The sequence below is a fragment of the Burkholderia sp. BCC1644 genome, assembly GCF_902833225.1.
Lineage (GTDB): Bacteria > Pseudomonadota > Gammaproteobacteria > Burkholderiales > Burkholderiaceae > Burkholderia.
Map to the genome: position 1 here is coordinate 689,456 of NZ_CADFEI010000001.1, position 19,025 is coordinate 708,480.

Below are 19,025 nucleotides of genomic sequence, written 5' to 3' on the forward strand. Positions count from 1 at the left end.
ATCGCATGGACCGGATCGCCACCGTCCTCGTCGTGCGCAGGACATGACGATCCGGATATCAGTCGTGCAGACCCTCAACCGCGGTCGCCGAAGGCAAACGCCCGCCCTCTCGCATTGGCATGGACACGCCTGTTGTGCCCGTAATTGTCCTGCCCCGAAACCAGCACGACGCCATACTTGTCGAGAGAGATCGAACTGCCGTATTCCTCGACGACGTTCGTATCCGGATAGACCCTCACGCCGGTCGGAACATAACGGCTGGCGTATCCCAGTCGCGTCGTGTCGGTCGTCGAATTCGGAAACGACGAGTGCATGAGCGTGGACCAGAAGATCACGCATTCACCTGCCTGCATCGTAATGGACACGGCTTGAGACTCCTCCGGCTTCCACGACGGATCCTTTTGCAGGGAACGGTAGTCGTAACCGAAAAATCCTCGCTTGATCCCGTCCTTCTCCTGGGCGTTGATCTTCGACGCGTCGTAGGCCATCTTCTTCGACTCGTCGTAGAACATCTCCTCGTGCGTACCGGGAATGAAGCGGAGGCAGCCGTTCTGCTCGGTCGCGTCGGTAAACGCGGTCCACGCGGTAATCGCACCGCCAAACCGGCTTTCGCCCGGCCAAATGATCTGCGGCGCCCCCGACGCATGTGCGAACGTGTCGGCTTGGTGCCAGTCCGTGCCCTCGTCGCCGGGATACTTCGGAAACATCTCCGATCGCCAGCACAACAGGTCCGGGCCCAGCATGCTCGCAACGCGCTCGACGATCTCGCGCCGGCCGATATGCTCGCTGAGCAGGTTGACGTCGAGGTGACGATCGTAATTGGCGATCGGGCTCGTCGCCGGCAGGTCATAGATTGCGTGCTCCCGGTCAAACAGCTCGGCCCGGATGGCCTTGTAGCGTTCGCGTGCCTCCTCGGGCGAGTACACACGAAATGGTCCGAAGAAGCCCTGAGCACGGAATCGTGCGAGTTCATCCGGATTCAATGAGAACTGCGTCATGGTGATCCTCACAGTTGAATGACTTTTCGCTATTTCTCTACGACGGCTGCAGCAACGGCTGCCGCTCGATAAAGCTCGGTCCAGCCAGCCAGCGTCGGCTCCCGCATCAGCTTGGCCGTCGGAACGGTCACCCCAAAATCCTCCTCGATCTTGACCTGCAGTTCGACGATCGATAGCGAACTGGCACCCAGGTCGAAGAAATCGTCGTCGTCACCGATCTCACGATCCTTAAACAGCCCTGCCAGTCGTTTCCGAATGGGTTCCTTGAATTGCAACGATTCGCTCATGTTCATCTCCAGTGTTGCGGTTCTCCTGCGAACTCATCAGGCTCTTTCTGTTGACCTTGCCATTCGCGGTCAACGGCAGCGTCACTTGCACTTCGATCACGTCGGGGATCATGTAACCCGGAAGATGCTGCCCAAGGTACTGTCGGACAGTCGCTCTGACCCCGGCAGCCTCCTGAGACGACTGAACGAACGCGACGAGGCGCTTCTCCCCCAGCTCGTCGCGGCCGACCTCGACGATCGCGTCCTCGACTCCATCGGCCATCGCCAGAACCTGCTGCACCTGCTCGACCGAGATGCGATAGCCGCGGATCTTCACTTGCCTGTCTACGCGGCCAATGAACTCGTAAGTACCGTCATCGCATTCCCGCACGAGATCCCCTGTCCGATAAAGCCTGCGATCGCTGCAATGAGGATCGTCGACAAAGGCGGCCCTGGTTCTCTCCGCATCGTTCAGATAGCCGAGTGCAAGGCCGGCCCCCCCCGTATGGAGTTCGCCTGCCGATCCCCGGCGGACGGGCTTCCCGCTCCCGTCGAGGACACATACCGTCGTACCCGTGATCGGCTTGCCGATGGGTACCGTTGCCTCCGGCGGTGTCGCTGCCGTCATCACGTGGCAGCAGGTAAACGTCGTGTTTTCGGTCGGCCCATATCCGTTGATCACGGTCAAAGACGGAAACGCGGCAAGCACACGCCTGACGGCCTCCGGCTGGAGCACATCGCCTCCCGCCAGCAGCACTCGAAGCCCCGACATCAATGCGAGCCGGTTGCGAACGACGAGATGGAAAAGCGCGGCCGTCAACCACATGACGGTGACGCGTTCGTCCTGCAAGAGACGGCCCACGGCGTTCAGATCCAGCACCGGCGATTCCTCGACCACCAGGGTTGCGCCATTAAGGAGCGCCCCCCATATTTCGAACGTCGATGCATCGAACGTGATCGGCGCCATCTGCAGGACGCGATCGTTCGAATTCAGTGCGATGTAGTTGGTGTCGATGACCAGGCGCCGAATTGCCCGGTGTGGCACCAGCACGCCTTTCGGCTTGCCCGTACTGCCTGAGGTGAACATTGCGTAGGCCGGCGCGTCCGGCGCCGCCGCCTGCACGCGAGTGACCCTTTCGTCACTGCCCCCCCCGGCCGGCAAGACCCCGTCCCGGCCGATCCCGACCAGCGCGATATCGTCGAGATCAGAATCGAGCTTCAAATGCGCAACGTGCTCGGGCAAGGTCAGCGCAACGCGTGCGCCAAGCTCCCGCAGATGCGCGTTCAACACCGTGGCCGGACTGGTCGGGTCAACCGGAACGTAGTAGGCGCCTGCCTTCAGCGCGCCGATCATCGCGATCACGGCGCCGGGCGAGCGCGGCAGCAGCAGCGCGACCGGCGAACCTGCGAACACGCCGGATCTGGCAAGGCGTGCTGCCACCCGATCAGAAGTCTCGTCAAGCTCGGAGTACGTGTATCGCGCGCTGTCCGCGGCCAGCGCGGTGTGCGTAGCGTGACGCTCGACCACCTGCCCGAATCGCTCGAGTATGCTCATCTTCAATCCTGCTGGAACACTGCAAAACCGACACTCGTCTCCGGACGGCAAGATTGCCCGGAGCGAACCAACACACACGCGGTCATGCCGCGCCCCCGCTGCCGAGGAACTCCATGATTGAATCGTTGACTGCGTTCTTTCCTCGCAAAATCTCGTAGTGGTCCCCCGGCACCACGACATGTCGCTCGGTATTGCGCAACAACGCGGCAATGACTTGCGAACTGGCCGCACTGACCTGCTCATCGCGATCGGTCGAAATCAGACGCGTTCGATGCGGTACGCCACTGGCCAGCGCCATGAAGTCCGTGGCGCGATATGACAGGTAGTTCAGCCCGTGGCGGTGCAGGCGATCGGCCGACGAAAACGGCACGATGACTTCCTCGTCGAATTCGGTCCGGGAACGCTCGCGTACACGGCTCGCCGTGAGCTTCTCGCACAGGGCGGCCGCATATTCGAGGCTTTCCGCCGCCAGCGGCAACAGGCTGTCGACTTCCCGCTGAAAATTCGATTGCGGGCAGACCGCGGGGCTGAGCATGTATTCCCCGCAAACCAGTGCAAGACGATCGACTCGATGTCCTGCAAGGGTCGCGGCGACCAGCGCGATGCCGGCGCCCGAGCAGAATCCCACTACATTCGTCCTTCGTATCCCGAACGCGTCCAGCACCGAGCACATGTCCTGAACATGCACATCGGGCGTCATGCCGTGCTCATGCGTGGCGAGTGGCTGATCGCACAGCGAACGCCCTTGCCAGGTAATCAGGTTGAACTCGCTTGCCAACAGCGCACAAAGCGTTCTTGCAGCATCGAGGCGAAGCCCGAACGGAAGAATCAGCGTCAGGAAAGGCTCGGTTTCACGCCAGTTGCCATGAAATACTCGCAGCTTCTTTCCATCAGACGCCGTGACGCACGATTCGTACATTTAAAGTCTTTTAGAAAGAGACGGGATGATTCCTCGGGCCAGTAATCAGATCGAGCCATGCGTGACCTGGATTAGTGCAGCAGTTTCCAGCCAGCCTCGTGATACACCAGGAATGTTCCGATCGTGCGACGCATCGACGAGCATCGTTCGACCGCATGAAGATTGCGGCTATTGAAGACACACAGCTGGCCGCTCTTCGGGCGAACGGTCAACGCATCGACGCCTTCGAGAACACCGAGCGTCTTGCTCCTCGCGTATTCTTCGGCCCACTGGTCGAGCTGCCGACGCGATTCCGGGCGGATGTCCCACAGAACGAAGCCCGCTTCGTTTTCGGCCTTCTGTATTGTGATGAACGCCCCCAACTGCTCGAGGTTGAGTCGAAACGGCCATCTCTCGACGTCGCGCCCGAAGTCGATGCAGTCGCAATGCGGCGCAAAGCTGAACGGATCGCCTTCGAACGGAGGATATTCCCGCTTCGTGGCCAACATGAATTGACTCCAGTTGCCGAATTGAAGGGTCTCCGCACCAAGCTCCTTCGTGAACAACTGAATGAAACGGGTCTCACGCATGTGGATGTTCGCCACGCCCGCATGACCAAAGTATTCGGCGGTATTTGCCATCAACGCGTCGGGCTTCGAACGTTGAAGCTGACCCAGCGTTATACCCGTTGCGTTCAGGGCGTGATGGTATTGGTGATTACGCATATCGGGAAAACCGCGATCGTTCCACCATGCGTCGATTTCGAGAGGCGCCACCACATCGAGCAATGCCACGGCTACTTCCCGATCCCGCACACACTCGGCGGCATCACGCAGTGTCATGTTCCTGCTGACGTCCTGTCCGTCAAAGGTCATAAACCGGCCAGCGAATACCGTTTCCATTTAACATTTCCAGAATAGTTAAATTGATTTTTTTACTCGCAAACGCAAAATCGCAAACCGAAGAGATCAACTCGCCGATTAATAAGCAAATACCATAAAATCGATACCGGATTTTATTTAATCCAGATACCACAAATACAAGACCTGACATCGAATCGCCCTCGATCGATTGCCACGTCGCATTCGCCGAAACTGGAGCGATGATGGAGCCGCGCCCGCTCCCCATTGGATTATTGGAAGGCGCGTTTTCGTCGTTCTGGAAATACTCTATCTCGGGCCGGTTGCGTGCGTAAAGTGCGAGGCACTCGATCGAATGCGCAACTCGAAAGACATCGCCGCTCGACGGCAGGCCATCGACAGGCACGCCCCCCCGATGCCTCGCTCGGCCGCAAACCCTTATACGACAAGAATCCGGCGCCTTTCCCCCCGCGTTTTGACAGCTGGCATCCAATCGAATCCACGCCGTTTTCCAGCCAATCCGGCTCACGTTAGCCACCTGCGGCTGAGCAACATTTCGATACTAGTGCGCAATTTTCATAAAGAAACCGACGGGCGGCCGTCGCTATGCTTTCAGCTCGACACTGCGACCTGCCTTCATATCGAGTGGGAAAAATGGACGTTCTCTCAGAGCAAGCCGATGCGCTACGAAACGACGAATTCCTGTCACCATTTCCCAGAGGCGAATGCCGCGGAACATTTGGCGAGCTGGTACAAGGCATCCTGCCGGACAATCGGCACTTCCTGGTCACATTGCCGATCAACCTGAAGAGCATCGTCGAGTTCGAGATCACGGGCTTCGACCATGTCGCCGCCGATGTCGGATTCAAGACCAAGGCATGTCGTGCGGTTCAGGATTATCTGCGTCTTCACAACCTGCCGCCGGGCGGCATGCTGCATTTCAAGTCGATGATCGCCGTCGGCAAGGGGCTGGCGAGTTCATCGGCGGACATGGTTGCGGCGGTTCGTGCGGTTGCGTACGCATACGGTCGCACGCCAACGCCCGAGACGATCGAGTCGATCCTTCGTTTCATCGAACCGACGGACGGCGTGATGTACGACGGCATCGTCTCGTTCTACCACCGCGAGGTCAAACTCGACGAGCGACTCGGCAAGACGCCCGCCCTCGTGATCGTCAGCGCAGATCGCGGTGGCGAATGCGACACGATCGAATTCAACCGGAAGAAACGCGACCCGCCTGCGGACGTACGGGACGAGTACCGCGGCATGCTGGCGCGCATGAAAACGGCGGTTCGCGCACTGGATTTACGCGAACTCGGTGAGATCGCAACGCGAAGCTGCGAGTTGTCACAGATTTTCAACCCACACCCGCACATCGCCATCCTGCGCACGCTGCACGACGAGACCGGCGCGCTCGGGCTCGTCGCGACCCATTCGGGAACATGCGTCGGATTGCTCTACGACGCGAACGCCCCCGAGACGGCAGCATCGGCCGCTTATGCACAAGCGCGACTGCACAGACTTCGAATCGAATCAGTTCAATACACAACGGTATAGGAATCGTACATGCTTCAATACGAATCATCGCTTGATGCAATGCAGGATGCGGTACTGTTTCCGATCGAGCGCGCGCTGCACATGGTGTCATTCAAGGCCATGAAGATCGTGCCCGCCAATTACATCATCAGCAAGGCACGCGCTCGCGGCGAACTGCTGCCGGGCAAGACAGTTGTGGAAACCTCCAGCGGCAACTTCGCGCTCGGGATGGCCATCGTATGCAACCGCCTGAACCACCCGTTCGTCGCGATCGGCGATCCCGTGATTGATCCAGCATTCAAGCGCCAGCTCGAGATGCTCGGCGGTCGGGTGGAAATCGTCACCGACAAAAAAGGCAGCCAGGGCTACCAGAAGGCGCGACTGGACCGGCTGCATGAGATTCTCGCGGCCGAACAAGGGGCGTTCTGGTGTCGCCAGTACGACAACGAGAACAACGCGCTCGCCTATGCGAACATCGCACACGAACTGCTCGAGACCGTCGGCCCTCGTCTGATTCTCGTTGCACCGGTCGGCTCCGGTGGATCAAGCTGCGGCATCGCGACATCGCTGCGCGTGGCGGGTGCCGACTGTACGCTCGTCGGTGTCGACACGTTCAACAGCGTCCTGTTCGGCCAGGTAGACGGTCCTCGCAAGCTGCGCGGTCTCGGCAACACGATCATGCCAGGTAACCTGAAGCATGCCCTGTTCGACGACGTGCATTGGGTCAGTGCGGAACTTGCCGATCATTTCACGCGCAAGCTCTACATGGCCACCGGACATTTTCGCGGGCCCACGACCGGCGCCGCGTTTGCCGTCGTCCGATTCGTGCGCAACAGATATCCGGATTCGCCTATCGTCTTCCTGAGCCCGGACGACGGCTCCCGCTATGTCGATACGACGTTCACGAGCCCACTGGACAGCGCGGCATACGATCAGCTTCGCCCGGTCCAGATCGCGCACCCGACCGCTTACGACGCGGATACTGAATGGGCATGGATGAATTGGAATCGCTCGGACATTCACCGGTTTCAATGAATCATGGCGATCGTCTACATCGAATCAAACACCACGGGGTTCGGGCAGGCATTGCTCGATGCGTCGCTGCATTACGACGAAACCTACTTTCTCGTGCGTGACCGCGCGCGCTATGCGTTTCTCGACCGGGTATCGCCCAACGTTAAGATGATCGATTGCGACACCCAGTCGGTGGACGCACTCAAGCGTGTCGTCGGCGAGATCGCCGACATACGCTATGTCGCGTCAACGAGCGATGCGTTTATCGAGAACGCCGCCCGCTTGTCCGAACATCTCGGCTTGCCCGGCAATCCGGCGGCGGCCGTCGCATTGTGTCGAGACAAGTTACGACTTCAGGACGCGTTCCGCGACCGTGGTGTCCCGTACCCGTATACCGCGGCAATCGATTCGGCGAATGCCGCGCGCGATCTGACCTATCCGGTCATCGTGAAACCGAGACAGGGAACGGGCAGCATCGGCGTGCGCCTCGTCGAACGAGAACAGGCGTTTCCGGACGTCGCCGGGGGCACGTTTATTTGCCAGCGCTTCATTCCAGGCACGGAATTCTCCGTCGAAACGTTTAGCGATGCCGACGGCCATCATGTGCTCGCGGTGACGCGCAAGTTCGTGACCCGCCCTCCGCATTTTCTGGAACTGGCACACGTTCTGCCAGCGGACCTCGATGCGGCCACCCATGCCCGCATCGTCGATACGGTGCGTCGCGCGCTCGATGCGGTCGGCTATACGTTCGGTCCTGCGCACACGGAACTGAAGGTTCATGGCGACACGACCGCCATCATCGAAATCAACGCGCGTCTTGCTGGCGGAATGATTCCACGTTTGATGGAGCGCGCTTACGGATGGTCGATCGCGGATCTCTACGTGCGCAGCCATCTCGCGCACCGCAGTCAGTTCGTCGTGCCGGCGCACGCGTTGTATAGCGCCGTCGCATTCGTCGTGCCGGAGGTGGAGCGCCGCTATGTCGGCATCGATTTTCCCGACGATTGCGCCGACGCCGGCCTGTTTCACGACGAAGGCGTCAATACCGGCAAGTTCGACTTTTCAGATCGAGCCGGCTATGTGATTGCTGTCGGACGGCGTGCCTCGTCGGCGCTCAGGACAGCACTGTCGCTTCGGATGCGATCACGCGTGCTGTACGACGATCCGGTCCAGTCGGTTCCGGACCGCGACACGATTCACGACATCGTCTACGAACGCTCGCCTCCATGCTTTGGCAAGCTCACGGTCAATCTTCTCGCGATCGAGAAAGCCCATCTGATCATGTTGCGCGAACAATCGATCCTGACCGCCGAGCAGTTCCACGCTCTGCGCGAAGCGGTAACGGCGCTGGAAGCAGATCCGGCGCTGTTGCGAGAGCACGTGTCCGGTCGCGGAGATTACTTCGACTACGAACAATATGTGATCAACCGCTGTGGACGAGACACGGGCGGCATGATCCAGGCGGCACGCTCACGCAACGACATCAACAGCACGCACCTTCTACTGACCATTCGCCAGGCGCTGTCGCAAGTCACGGACCGGGTCATCGACCTCGGCACGACGCTCACGCGACGTGCGGCAGAATCGGCCGACGTGCTGCTGCCGATCTACAGCCAATATCAGACGGCGATGCCCGGGTCGGCAGGCCATTACCTCAGCGCGCAGTGCGAAATCCTGCTTGGCACGCTCGACGCGCTGTCCGCGCTACGCGACGGACTCACGTCCTCTCCGCTCGGCGCGTGCGCGGGCGCGGGCACGACGTTCACCACCGCCCCGGAACGCACCGCGACCCTTCTGGGTTTTTCGACGGGACCGCTCAATTCGCTGAGCGCGATTACCGACAAGAATCCGGCCCTGCGCTGCGCCTGCCTGCTGACCGAGTTGAGCAGCAATCTGAACCGTATTGCAACTGATCTGCAACTTTGGTCGATGCGCGAGATCGGGATCGTCACGATGCCCGACGGCATGTACGGCGGGTCGTCCAACATGCCGCAAAAGCGCAATCCGTATCTGCTTGAGTGGTTGCGTCTGGGACACGACCGCATCGTCGGACATTGCGTGTCGGCCCTGTCGTCGCTATCGCATTTGCCCACCGGCAATTCCTATCAGGCAAGCCGCACCGCGGTGGAAACAGTCAGCGAAATGAGTGGACTGGTCATCGATATGTTGAAGGTGTTCATCTATTCGATGAACGAGATCCAGTTCAACGCCGATGCCGCGCGCCGCGCCATCCGAATGGGCAATGCGGGCGCGACGCTCGTCGCGGAATCGCTCGTGCAGCAACACCTGGCATCGTTCAGGGACGCTCATGCGGCGGTCGGCCGCGTGCTGTCGAACCTGCCAGACGCAACGCCCAACGCACTCGATATCGCTGCGGCCGCGATGCTCGACGACCTGCAGATCGAACCGGAAAGCACAAACGGGTTCGAACGACTCGACGGCGGTGGTGGACCGTCGACGCAAAACACACGCACGGCGGTGGCGGTACTCGCCACTCGCTTGCTGCATCAACGCCGACGTCAGCGATCGTGCGAGTCGCTCGCGGCTGCAGCAAAACGAGCGCGCGATCGGCTCTTCATGAGTATGCCGGCATGACCAACATCACGCTGCTCTGTTCCGACGGGCCGCATCATCTGTATCTTGCCGCAGAAATCCTCAACGCGTTCGGACACGTTCGTGTCATCGTCGAGCCCGGGCGCGAACAGGCATCGCGCCTGCTCCGCAACGGCCATTATCGTGCGTATCTGTGGGCACGCTACCACGAATGGCGGCGCAAGATATTTGGCTACGACGCGTACCGCCGACGCTACTTTCTTCGCGACGACGAGTTACGAACATGGGACACGCTTCGACGTCATGCCGGCGTACAGTATCTGGAAACGCCGTGGATCAACGACGCAATCGTTCTCGATGCACTGCGCGAAGAAATTTCGGACGTCTATATCGTGATGGGCACCAAGAAGATCGGCGAGGCATTGCTTTCTCTGGTGCCGTCCGATCGCATCATCAACATCCACGGCGGTCACCTACCGCACTACCGGGGCAATCACTGCTTCTTTTTCGCGCTTCATCACGGTGAACTCGACAAGCTAAGCACGACGATCCATCGCGTGTCCGCGGGACTCGACACGGGCGCCCTCATCAGCCGCCATTCGGTCCGATTCTCGTCTGTCGACAATTCGGAAACGCTATATTCGCGCGCCGAGCGAGTCGCGGTGGACAGCCTTGTCGCCCGCATCAAGCAGGACGCCGACATCACCGCGTGGAGCAGCGAACCGCAACCGGGAATCGGTTCGACCTATCGCATGCGCGACCGCGGCCCGCTCGTCGAACTCGCGCATCACCTCGGCGCAATCCGCCGGCGTCGCGCAGCGGCAAAAGCGACTCACTGCAGGGAGACGACCCGATGAACATCGACGACGCACTTGTCGGCAAACTGCTCCAGATCGTGCTGTTCTCGGTTCCGCTGATTATCTCTCCAGGGCCGAACAACTTGATGACGACCGCAAACTGCGCGCAGTTCGGATATCGGTGCACACTTCCGTCACTGACCGGCATCTCGTTCGGCGTGTTCGTCTTGTTCATGGTTATCGCGCTTGGGCTGTTCGGCGTGATGAACCGCTACCCGTTGCTGCATCCTGCGTTGAAGGTGGCTGGATCCGTGTACATCCTGTACCTGACTTACAAGCTCTATGCATCGCCGCCGCCAAACGCCGAGAATCGGTCGATCGAGCGGCCGATTACGTTCGCTGAGGCCGCGTTGCTGCAGGTCGTGAATCCGAAAATCTGGCTGCTCGGAGCCAGCACGGCGTCGACGTTCCTGCCGTTGACGGGCCACGTCTACATCGACGCGCTGCTCCTGTCGCTCACACTCGGGATCGTTTTCTTCCCGTGCAATTCGATGTGGGCCGTATGCGGCCTCGTGATGTGTCGAGTCCTGCGCGGCAAGACGCTCCAGCGCATCCTGGCGCTACTGTCCGCCTCGTCGATCGCGCTCCTGCTGCTCTGAACACGATCGCGGCCCCCCCCCGTTTCGGAGACGCCAACCCGTGAAACACATCGTTCTGGCCTTCTGCATCGATCTCAACAAGGACCCGGTTTCGGCGCACGTGCTCGAGAGACTTCTCTCATCCGGCGTCGAATGGCAAGTCGCAGGCACCTTTGACGGACGTCCGATACTGCAGACGCGATCCGGAGGCGTACGTTATGACCTGTTACAGCTCGACGAGGTGCTCAGCCACCACTATCGACACTACGCTCCGCTGCTGAACGAGGCCTTTGGTGACGCCGACGCGATCGTGATCGTCAACTGGCACGAAGGGAAAAATGCCCCTGACCGCATCTTCACGATCCAGACGACCGGCGACATGGAAAGCGGAACGTTCAGCCCGGTCGATCCCGCCATAACACGCAGCCTGTTTCTGACCGTCGAACACGAGCGCCAGAAAGCGTGTCTCGATTCGTATTCAACGTGGATGGAGGCCACGCACTGGTCTGGCCCGCTCTACGGTGCACAGTCCGGCAGCTTCGTCTCAATGGTCAGGCCGTCGGTCATTGATCTCGAAATCGGCAGCACGGCGAACGCATGGGCGTGTCCGGATGCGGCCAACGTAATCGCACGCGCGTTGTTGACCGTGGGCGAACGGATCGTTGAACCGGCGATCTCGCTGCTCTGCATCGGCGGAACCCACTTCGAACCCGGCTTCACACAGCTGCTGCGCGACTATGGCGACACGCAAGGACTCGCACTATCGCACGTGCTCCCCAATCACTGGCTCGTCGCGCACGGCTACGACTCGCCCGAACGGCTGGCGGACCTCGTCACATGCGCCAGATCGATCAAGGACGGTATCGATGCGGTCGCATTTCACGACAACCTGAAGGGTGCCCACAAGCAGCAGGTACGCAACCTTGCGAGCGAACTTCGAGTTCCCGCCCTCTCGCATCGCAAGTTAAGGTCATCCGATCTGGCCGGCTTGATCCGGAATACCCACACCGCCCCCTGATCTGAGCGAGGTCGATTTCCCGCGCAGCGCACCGGGAGAGTAGCCGTAGTGTCGCTTGAATGCGGTAGAGAACCGGCTGTGCTGCGCGTAGCCACACTCGAGCGCAATGCTCATGATCTTCTGATTGGTGTGTTTCAGCAGGTCATGCGCGTGGCGCATTCGCAGCTCGGTCAAAAACGCATGCGGAGACTGATCGAACGTGTTCTTGAATTTGCGCAGGAAGTGATAGCGGCTGAGATTCACGAGATCCGCCAGATGTTCGAGCCGCACGATCTCGCCGAGATTGGCGTTGCAATACTCGCGAATCTGGTCGGCCTGCTTCGCCGACAGGCGGCCACGCGCATCCACGCGTTCCAGGTCGGCCGCCGCGAAGTCACGGATCGCATTGAGCAGAATCCAGCTCATCAAGCTATCGATACCAAGCGACAGCGTGCCGTCGGTCCAGTCCGCCTGCGCGATGCTGTTCGCCGCCGCGCTGATGACAGGGGACGGCTCCTGGAATACCTCGCGGAACTGGTAAGTCTCCAGCGGCTGGCGCAAGGACCGAATCATGCTGGGTTCGAAATTGGGAAAATCGAAGTATATGTGCAGAAAATTGAGGCGCTCGCTAATCCGCCACTGCGATTCGCCTTCGCCAACCGGAAACAGACAAACCGCGCTTTCAAAGCCTCGGCGAACGACGTGCCGTCCATCGACCTGAGCGCAATTTTCACCGCCCGACAAATAGACACTCAGCACATTCTCCGCCGAGCTCTCATATTCTGTCAGCGTATTACGACCTGTCCATTCTGACAGGATTATGCCCGACGGCAGTTGCGTCGATCGAACAACTTCTGCTCCTGCCGAATTCAACGCACCTCGGACTGTAATCGAGTTTGAGCAAGACATGTGTCGCAATCACCGGTTGTTAATGTGGCACGGAAAGACGGCTTTCCTCTTGGGGGATACTGCACACGCTTTTGGGAGTAGGTCGCACCACTTTGGGGAAACGTCGGACATCACACGTTGAAACCATGCTGTCTTTTTGGACCGTGGTCAGCCTCGTTAGCTTACCTTAAGTCCGGCGGAAGCGGCCGGACACCTCGTCTGGATTTCCGGCTCAAGTACCTGAGGGCCTCACCCACACTCGCCGCGGCCTTTCTCTGATGGCGGCCATTCTCGTCGATCGACACCCTATACGCCGCGAACCGTCTTTCCGAAAATGGGAGTTACTCGCAAATCGTGGCGAAAACTCGTCGGGTCAGCATCGTTTTTTCCGAGTCGATGCCATTTTAGTCTCGGCGAATCGAGGCGCGAGTCAAGCGACTCACACGAGCAAGAACGATAACCTCGTCCATCGCTTCAACAATATGCAATCGCCCGTGATAAAGCGGCACGGCAAATATGAGCCCGTTCGGGAGCACGCACGCGATGCTGACAATCGCCATCGTTTGAAGCCCCGCGCTTCGCGCCGATCGACCAGATGATCGAACTCGTCTAGTACTCGACCCTGTTCAATACGGCGACGATAAAAAATGCTTGCTGCAGGTTCGGGAAGCAATAGTGACTTGAATCGGGTTTCATCAGACTCAATACGATTTCGCCGACGGCATACTCAACGAGCGCGCTCTTGGTTGCCTGCGACCAATCTAGTATCGACCGGCATTGATATTTCTTCGGGCCTACGGCCAACGCGACTCGTCCCGGCTTACCACCCGGTCATCGCCCTCCGATACCCATCGATCGCGAAAAGCAACCGCTTGTTGCCGCTATTGATCGGCGCTCATCGCACTCATCGTGACAAGCGCCATCGAGCATTTTTGACGATCGAAAGGACCGCGATTCAGATTCGGACAGCGAAGCCAGAATCGCCGATTTTGTGCCATCACCCTGTCTTTTAACATATTTAATACGCCAGGTCGGCACAGCCATTCACCGCTTTTGAAGCACCGGTTACTTGACGCACCGGCAGCGCGCCGCGAATTCCTTGCTGATCGTCACCGAGACCATCCCGTAAGCGCCGCGCGGCGGCTTGCCGTCCGTGCATGCGGCGCTGTCCGACACCCGGTACACGATATTGCCGCGCTTGAACGACCAGTCGGTGCTCACGCACGGGAATGGCGGAACCATACCGTCACGCGTTACTCGCGTCCACCCGCTCCGCAATCGCCGACAACATCCGCAACATCGGCTCGAACGCGTCGGCCGACGTATTGCCGAAACCGAGCACGAGCCCGTTGCCCGCCCGCGCCGCATCGATCGAAAAACCCGACAGCGGAAACGGTCCGATGCCGTACGCGCGCGCCGCCTCGACGATCGCACGATCGCGATAACGCGCCGGCATCCGCAACGCGAGATGCAGCCCGCACGGCCCGCCCTCGACCTGGTGCGGCACGCGCAGGCTGCTGTCGAGCGCGGCGAGCAGCAAGCGCCGCCGGTCGCGATACAGCCGGCGCATCCGCCCGAGATGCCGGCCGTACTCGCCCGTCTCGATGAAATCGGCCAGCGCGAGCTGCACATGACGCGTCCCGCCGCGCAGCATCTCCGGCAGCACCGGCCGCACGGCGGCCAGCAACGCCTCGGGCAGCACGAGAAAACCGATCCGCAGCGCCGGAAACATCGTCTTGCTGAACGAACCGAGATAGACGACCGGCGAATCGGGCGCGAGCCCGTGCATCGCGCCGATCGGCTCGCCGGTGTGACGGAATTCGCTGTCGTAATCGTCCTCGATGATCCACGCGCGATGCCGGCGCGCCGCGTCGATCAGCGCGAGCCGGCGCGAAATCGACAGCACGGCGCCGGTCGGGAACTGGTTCGACGGCGTCGTATAGACGAGGCGCGGCGTCCGATCACGCCAGTCGTCCTCTTCCGCGTGCAGCCCCTCCGCGTCGACCGGCATCGGCACGACCTCGAGATCGGCCGCCTGCATCGCCGTGCGTGCGCCGCGATAGCCGGGCTCCTCGACCCACACCGTATCGCCCGGGTTCGTCAGCAGTTGCGCGCACAGCGCAATCGCGCCCTGCGCGCCTTCCGTGATCACGATCTGCTCGGGATCGCAGCGTACGCCGCGTGTCACGGCCAGGTGGCGCGCGATCGATTCGCGCAGCGCTCGCTCGCCGAGCGGATCGCCGTACGCCAGCAGATCGCGGCCGGCGCGGCGCAGCGCGCGGTCGATCGCGTGCCGCCATGCGTCCACCGGGAAATGCGACAGCGCGGGCACGCCCGGCCGGAAGCCCTCCGACTCGCCGGTGCCGACGAGGCTCGGGCGAATCCGGCCGAGCCGCTGCGCGACGGCCGGCGGCGCCGCTCGCCGGCGCGGCGGCGCCGGCCGCGACAGCCCGACCACACGCGTGCCGCGACGGTCGGACTGCAGGAAGCCTTCGGCGACGAGCTGCTCGTAGACGGCAGCCGTCGTGTTGCGCGACACGCCGAGCGTCTCGGCCAGCGCGCGCGTACCGGGCAGCCGCGTGCCGGCCGGCATCGCGCCGCCAAGAATCGCGTCGCGCACGCGGCGCAGCAACTGGCGCTGCAGCGAAGGCGCGCCCGGCGCGCGCGTCAGCGGGGCGTCGAGCGGCAGCAACGGCGCGTCGCCGGAAGGAAAGGCAGTCGTCATCGGAACATCGCGGCGTGAAAGTGTCGGAACGTGGGATCCAGATGATGGCACCCGATCGTGGCCCGATCGTGTCCCAATCGTGGCACCATAAATTTGCCAATCTCTGGCGCTTCTCATGGTACCTCGCGAGGACTACGATCGTCTGCATGCCGGCATGTCGCCGGCCGCCAACCGAAGCGAGATCGACCTTGTCCATGCTCACCAACGCCTTCCAGCAATCCATCGGCCACCCCGTTCCCGACTGGTCCACGCGCCCGCGCCCGGAGCGCATCGCGATCGAAGGCCGCTACTGCCGGCTCGAACCGCTCGACGCCGACCGCCATGCGGCCGACCTGTTCGCGGCCTACTCGCAAGCGCCCGACGGCAGCGACTGGACCTATCTCGCACACGGCCCGTACGCCGACGAATCGAGCTACCGCGACTACGCACGCACCGCGCAGGCAAGCCCTGACCCGCTGCACTACACGGTGATCGATCGCGCCACCGGCCGCGCGGTCGGCACGCTCGCGCTGATGCGCATCGATCCGGCCAACGGCGTGATCGAAGTCGGCTCCGTCACGTTCTCGCCGCTGCTCAAGCGCACGCCGATCTCGACCGAAGCGCAGTACCTGCTGATGAAGTACGCGTTCGACACGCTCGGCTACCGGCGCTACGAATGGAAGTGCGACGACCTCAACGAACCGTCGCGCAAGGCGGCCGCGCGGCTGGGCTTCCGTTACGAAGGTACGTTCCGGCAGGCGATCATCTACCGCGGCCGCAATCGCGACACCGCGTGGTTCTCGATCATCGACGGCGAGTGGCCGGACGTGCGCACTGCGTTCGACGCGTGGCTCGCGCCGGAGAACTTCGACGCGCAGGGCAATCAGCGCCAGTCGCTCACCGCGATCCGCCACGCGCAGGCCGGCGCGCGCGACGCGGCGGCCCGCGCGAACGACGCCACGCGCGTCACGGTGCGCCCGCTCGTCGCCGCCGACGAAGCCGCATGGCGCCCGCTGTGGCAGGGCTATCAGAAGTTCTACAACACCGCACTGAGCGACACGGTGTTCGCGACGACGTGGGCGCGCCTGATGGATCCGGCCGAACCGATGTTCGTGCTGGGCGCATTCGACGCGTCGGGCGCGCTGGTCGGGATCGTGCATTCGATCTACCACCGCTCGTGCTGGACCGAAGGGCCGTACTGCTACCTGCAGGACCTGTACACGGCGCCCGACGCTCGCGGGCAAGGCGCAGGCGGCGCGCTGATCGAAGCCGTGTACGAACGCGCGCGCGACGCCGGCGCGAGCCGCGTGTACTGGCTCACGCACGAGACCAACACGACCGCACGCGCGCTGTACGACAAGCTCGCGAACAACGCGGGGTTCATCCAGTACCGGCACGATCTGAAGAAGTAAGCCGATCCGCGGCCGGCCGGCGTTCCGTTCAGTCGAACACGTCGGCCGGATCGTGCGCGTCGTCGTGCTCCGGCGCCGCCTCCCGCATCGCGTCGGCCGCACCCGGCACCGCCGCCGGGCAGATCATCTCGTCGCCATTGGCCGGCACGGGCCGCCGCACCGGCCGGAACACCGGCTCGCCCGGCTCGATCGGCCGCCCCGACAGCGCACAGCGGCCCGGCTGCAGCGCGACGCGCAAGCGCCAGCGTTGCTCGCCGTAATGGCACCGGCCGCTCTCGACCCATCGAATCAGCAGCCCGTCGTCACCGGCCTCCAGCACCGTGACGAACAGTTGCCGACGCAACGGCGAAACCGCTGCCGCAGCGTGCTCCGGGATCGCTGCACGGCCGATCGTCACGAGCGGATGCGCGACAACACCATCTTGCGGCGGCCGCTCTTCGTGCTCGCCACCGGCAGGCGCATCGCACGACACGTCTTCTTCGCAGAACGGGCTTTCCATGGTGTTGAGCATGCTTGACGAGTTTCCATGCAGATTGAACGGCACCGGCGCACTCAGCGCCGGCCCATCGGTTCGCGCAGCAGCAACAGGCCGATCGCCGCACCGGCCACGGCGGCCGTGAGCATCAGCCCGATGCCGCCCGACCAGCCGAACGCACCGACGATCGCGCCGATCGTCAGCGGCCCGATCACCTGGCCGAGATAGTTGCCCTGCACGACCCAGCCGATGCTGAGCGGCGCCAGCGACGGCGAAGGCGCAGAGCCCGGCGCGCACGCGAGAATCGTCGCGGGCAGCATTCCTGCCATCGCCGAGAATGCAAACCCCAGCGCGACCGCGAGCGGCGCGGGCGTCGCCGCACTGAACAGCCCTGCGCCGGCCGCGCCGATCGCAATCGACGTCGCGGCCATCACGACGCCCGGCCGCGCGCCGCGCGACAGCAGCCAGCCGGCCGTCAGGTTGCCGATCACACACGCAGCGACGATCGCCGCGCTGATCAGCCCCGCCGCGCCGACCGCGACACCGAGGCGCTGCATCAGGAACACCGGCAGGAACGTCATCACCGCAAAGAACTGCACGTTGTAGGTCGCGAAGCCCAGCGCCAGCAGCGTGGTCGAACGCGACGCGAGCACGTCGCGCAGCGCCGGCCCGATGCGTGTCGCCGCGGCGTGCCGCGACGGGACGTCGGCCGACGTCGTCACGGGTACCGCGGCCGCCGCGACGAGCGTCAGCGCCGCGGCGGCGAGCCAGCCGTTGCGCCAGCCGCCGAGCAGCGGCCCGACGAGCATCGACAGCGCCATGCCGGCCGGCATGAACGTGCTCCACAGGCCGAACGCGAAATTGCGCCGCTCGGGCGGCGTCACGCGATTCAGCACGGCCGGCGCGGCGACGACCACGATCACGAAACCGAGCCCTTCGGCAAAACGCGTGGCCAGCAGCAGTGCGAAGCTGCCCGCCCACGCGCCGGCGACGCTCGACAGCCCGAGGATGACGAGGCCCGTCATCAGCAACAGCCGGTCGCCCCAGCGCCGCACCAGCAGGCCGGCGGCGATCCCGCCGAACACGCCGACGAACGGAAACACCGACATGATCCCGCTCAACGACGCGAGCGAGCCGCCGAACTCGTGCTGCAGCGACGGCAACGCGATCGTCGCCTTGCCGACGTGCAACGCCGATACGATGCTCGCCAGCACGACGTTCGCGACGGCGGCCCGGTAACTGCGCGACGGCAGCGTGGCGGCATCGGCCGCGACAGGCGATTCGGTCATCTGCACCTCCGTTGAAGCGGCCACGTGCAACGGGATGTCTCACGCGGCCGCAATCGGACTCGCGCACATGATACAAATTGAAGTTCACTTCAAGTAAAGGGGTAACGTGCACAACGATGCGTTTCGGCGATCGAGGCAATCGGTC

At 62.3% G+C, this 19,025-nt stretch carries 18 protein-coding genes; 7 read left to right on the top strand and 11 right to left on the bottom strand.

Going from position 1 to position 19,025, the window contains the following annotated elements; genetic code table 11:
- Nucleotides 1–74 precede the first annotated feature (74 nt).
- From HWX87_RS03070 to HWX87_RS03095, 6 genes are all read right to left on the bottom strand, one after another.
- Nucleotides 75–998 (bottom strand): chlorinating enzyme, encoded by a 924-nt coding sequence (locus HWX87_RS03070; RefSeq protein WP_176045607.1) that lies wholly within the window; start codon nt 996–998, stop codon nt 75–77.
- 29 nt (nt 999–1,027) lie between these two features.
- Complete coding sequence (locus HWX87_RS03075; RefSeq protein ID WP_176045608.1) at nt 1,028–1,285, bottom strand: acyl carrier protein; 258 nt, start codon at nt 1,283–1,285, stop codon at nt 1,028–1,030.
- Nucleotides 1,227–2,819 (bottom strand): amino acid adenylation domain-containing protein, encoded by a 1,593-nt coding sequence (locus HWX87_RS03080; protein WP_176045609.1) that lies wholly within the window; start codon nt 2,817–2,819, stop codon nt 1,227–1,229. Before HWX87_RS03080 ends, HWX87_RS03075 begins: the two co-directional genes overlap by 59 nt.
- 82 nt (nt 2,820–2,901) lie before the next feature.
- Complete coding sequence (locus tag HWX87_RS03085) at nt 2,902–3,738, bottom strand: alpha/beta hydrolase (RefSeq protein ID WP_176045610.1); 837 nt, start codon at nt 3,736–3,738, stop codon at nt 2,902–2,904.
- 71 nt (nt 3,739–3,809) lie between these two features.
- Nucleotides 3,810–4,619: a hypothetical protein gene (locus HWX87_RS03090; RefSeq protein WP_176045611.1), complete on the bottom strand. Its 810-nt coding sequence runs from the start codon at nt 4,617–4,619 to the stop codon at nt 3,810–3,812.
- Nucleotides 4,582–4,983 carry a hypothetical protein gene (locus HWX87_RS03095; RefSeq protein WP_208456514.1) on the bottom strand — a complete coding sequence of 134 codons (402 nt, stop codon included), beginning with the start codon at nt 4,981–4,983 and terminating at the stop codon, nt 4,582–4,584. The genes HWX87_RS03090 and HWX87_RS03095 overlap by 38 nt, the downstream gene beginning before the upstream one ends.
- Before the next feature lie 248 nt (nt 4,984–5,231).
- On the opposite strand from HWX87_RS03095, the gene HWX87_RS03100 reads away from it, so the two are divergent.
- The 6 genes from HWX87_RS03100 to HWX87_RS03125 are packed head-to-tail and all read left to right on the top strand — an operon-like array spanning nt 5,232 to nt 12,133.
- Nucleotides 5,232–6,134, top strand: a complete 903-nt coding sequence (locus tag HWX87_RS03100) for a GHMP kinase (protein WP_176045613.1) — start codon at nt 5,232–5,234, stop codon at nt 6,132–6,134.
- 9 nt (nt 6,135–6,143) lie between these two features.
- Nucleotides 6,144–7,148 carry a pyridoxal-phosphate dependent enzyme gene (locus HWX87_RS03105; RefSeq protein WP_176045614.1) on the top strand — a complete coding sequence of 335 codons (1,005 nt, stop codon included), beginning with the start codon at nt 6,144–6,146 and terminating at the stop codon, nt 7,146–7,148.
- A gap of 3 nt (nt 7,149–7,151) precedes the next feature.
- Complete coding sequence (locus tag HWX87_RS03110; protein ID WP_176045615.1) at nt 7,152–9,722, top strand: lyase family protein; 2,571 nt, start codon at nt 7,152–7,154, stop codon at nt 9,720–9,722.
- Entirely contained in the window at nt 9,719–10,537 is an 819-nt protein-coding gene (locus HWX87_RS03115) for a formyl transferase (protein ID WP_176045616.1), read from the top strand. Before HWX87_RS03110 ends, HWX87_RS03115 begins: the two co-directional genes overlap by 4 nt.
- Nucleotides 10,534–11,136 carry a LysE family translocator gene (locus tag HWX87_RS03120; protein WP_176045617.1) on the top strand — a complete coding sequence of 201 codons (603 nt, stop codon included), beginning with the start codon at nt 10,534–10,536 and terminating at the stop codon, nt 11,134–11,136. The genes HWX87_RS03115 and HWX87_RS03120 overlap by 4 nt, the downstream gene beginning before the upstream one ends.
- Nucleotides 11,137–11,176: 40 nt before the next feature.
- The gene (locus HWX87_RS03125) at nt 11,177–12,133 is read left to right on the top strand and encodes a D-aminoacyl-tRNA deacylase (RefSeq protein ID WP_176045618.1); all 957 of its coding nucleotides are present in this window, start codon (nt 11,177–11,179) and stop codon (nt 12,131–12,133) included.
- Here HWX87_RS03125 and HWX87_RS03130 read toward each other — a convergent pair.
- From HWX87_RS03130 to HWX87_RS03140, 3 genes are all read right to left on the bottom strand, one after another.
- Complete coding sequence (locus tag HWX87_RS03130; protein WP_244137584.1) at nt 12,086–12,985, bottom strand: helix-turn-helix transcriptional regulator; 900 nt, start codon at nt 12,983–12,985, stop codon at nt 12,086–12,088. The two genes, HWX87_RS03125 and HWX87_RS03130, sit on opposite strands and share 48 nt — an antisense overlap.
- Before the next feature lie 1,080 nt (nt 12,986–14,065).
- Complete coding sequence (locus HWX87_RS03135; protein ID WP_176045061.1) at nt 14,066–14,242, bottom strand: hypothetical protein; 177 nt, start codon at nt 14,240–14,242, stop codon at nt 14,066–14,068.
- A gap of 4 nt (nt 14,243–14,246) precedes the next feature.
- Nucleotides 14,247–15,725 (bottom strand): PLP-dependent aminotransferase family protein, encoded by a 1,479-nt coding sequence (locus HWX87_RS03140; RefSeq protein WP_176045620.1) that lies wholly within the window; start codon nt 15,723–15,725, stop codon nt 14,247–14,249.
- 188 nt (nt 15,726–15,913) lie between these two features.
- Here HWX87_RS03140 and HWX87_RS03145 point away from each other — a divergent pair, with 188 nt between their 5' ends.
- The gene (locus tag HWX87_RS03145; protein ID WP_244137585.1) at nt 15,914–17,116 is read left to right on the top strand and encodes a GNAT family N-acetyltransferase; all 1,203 of its coding nucleotides are present in this window, start codon (nt 15,914–15,916) and stop codon (nt 17,114–17,116) included.
- Between the two features lie 28 nt (nt 17,117–17,144).
- Here the strand turns inward: HWX87_RS03145 and HWX87_RS03150 are convergent, their stop codons facing one another.
- Together HWX87_RS03150 and HWX87_RS03155 are read right to left on the bottom strand one after the other, a co-directional pair.
- Nucleotides 17,145–17,627: a DUF3331 domain-containing protein gene (locus HWX87_RS03150; RefSeq protein WP_176045622.1), complete on the bottom strand. Its 483-nt coding sequence runs from the start codon at nt 17,625–17,627 to the stop codon at nt 17,145–17,147.
- A gap of 41 nt (nt 17,628–17,668) precedes the next feature.
- On the bottom strand, nt 17,669–18,880 hold the full coding sequence (locus tag HWX87_RS03155; RefSeq protein WP_176045623.1) for an MFS transporter: 1,212 nt from the start codon (nt 18,878–18,880) through the stop codon (nt 17,669–17,671).
- Between the last annotated feature and the right edge of the window lie 145 nt (nt 18,881–19,025).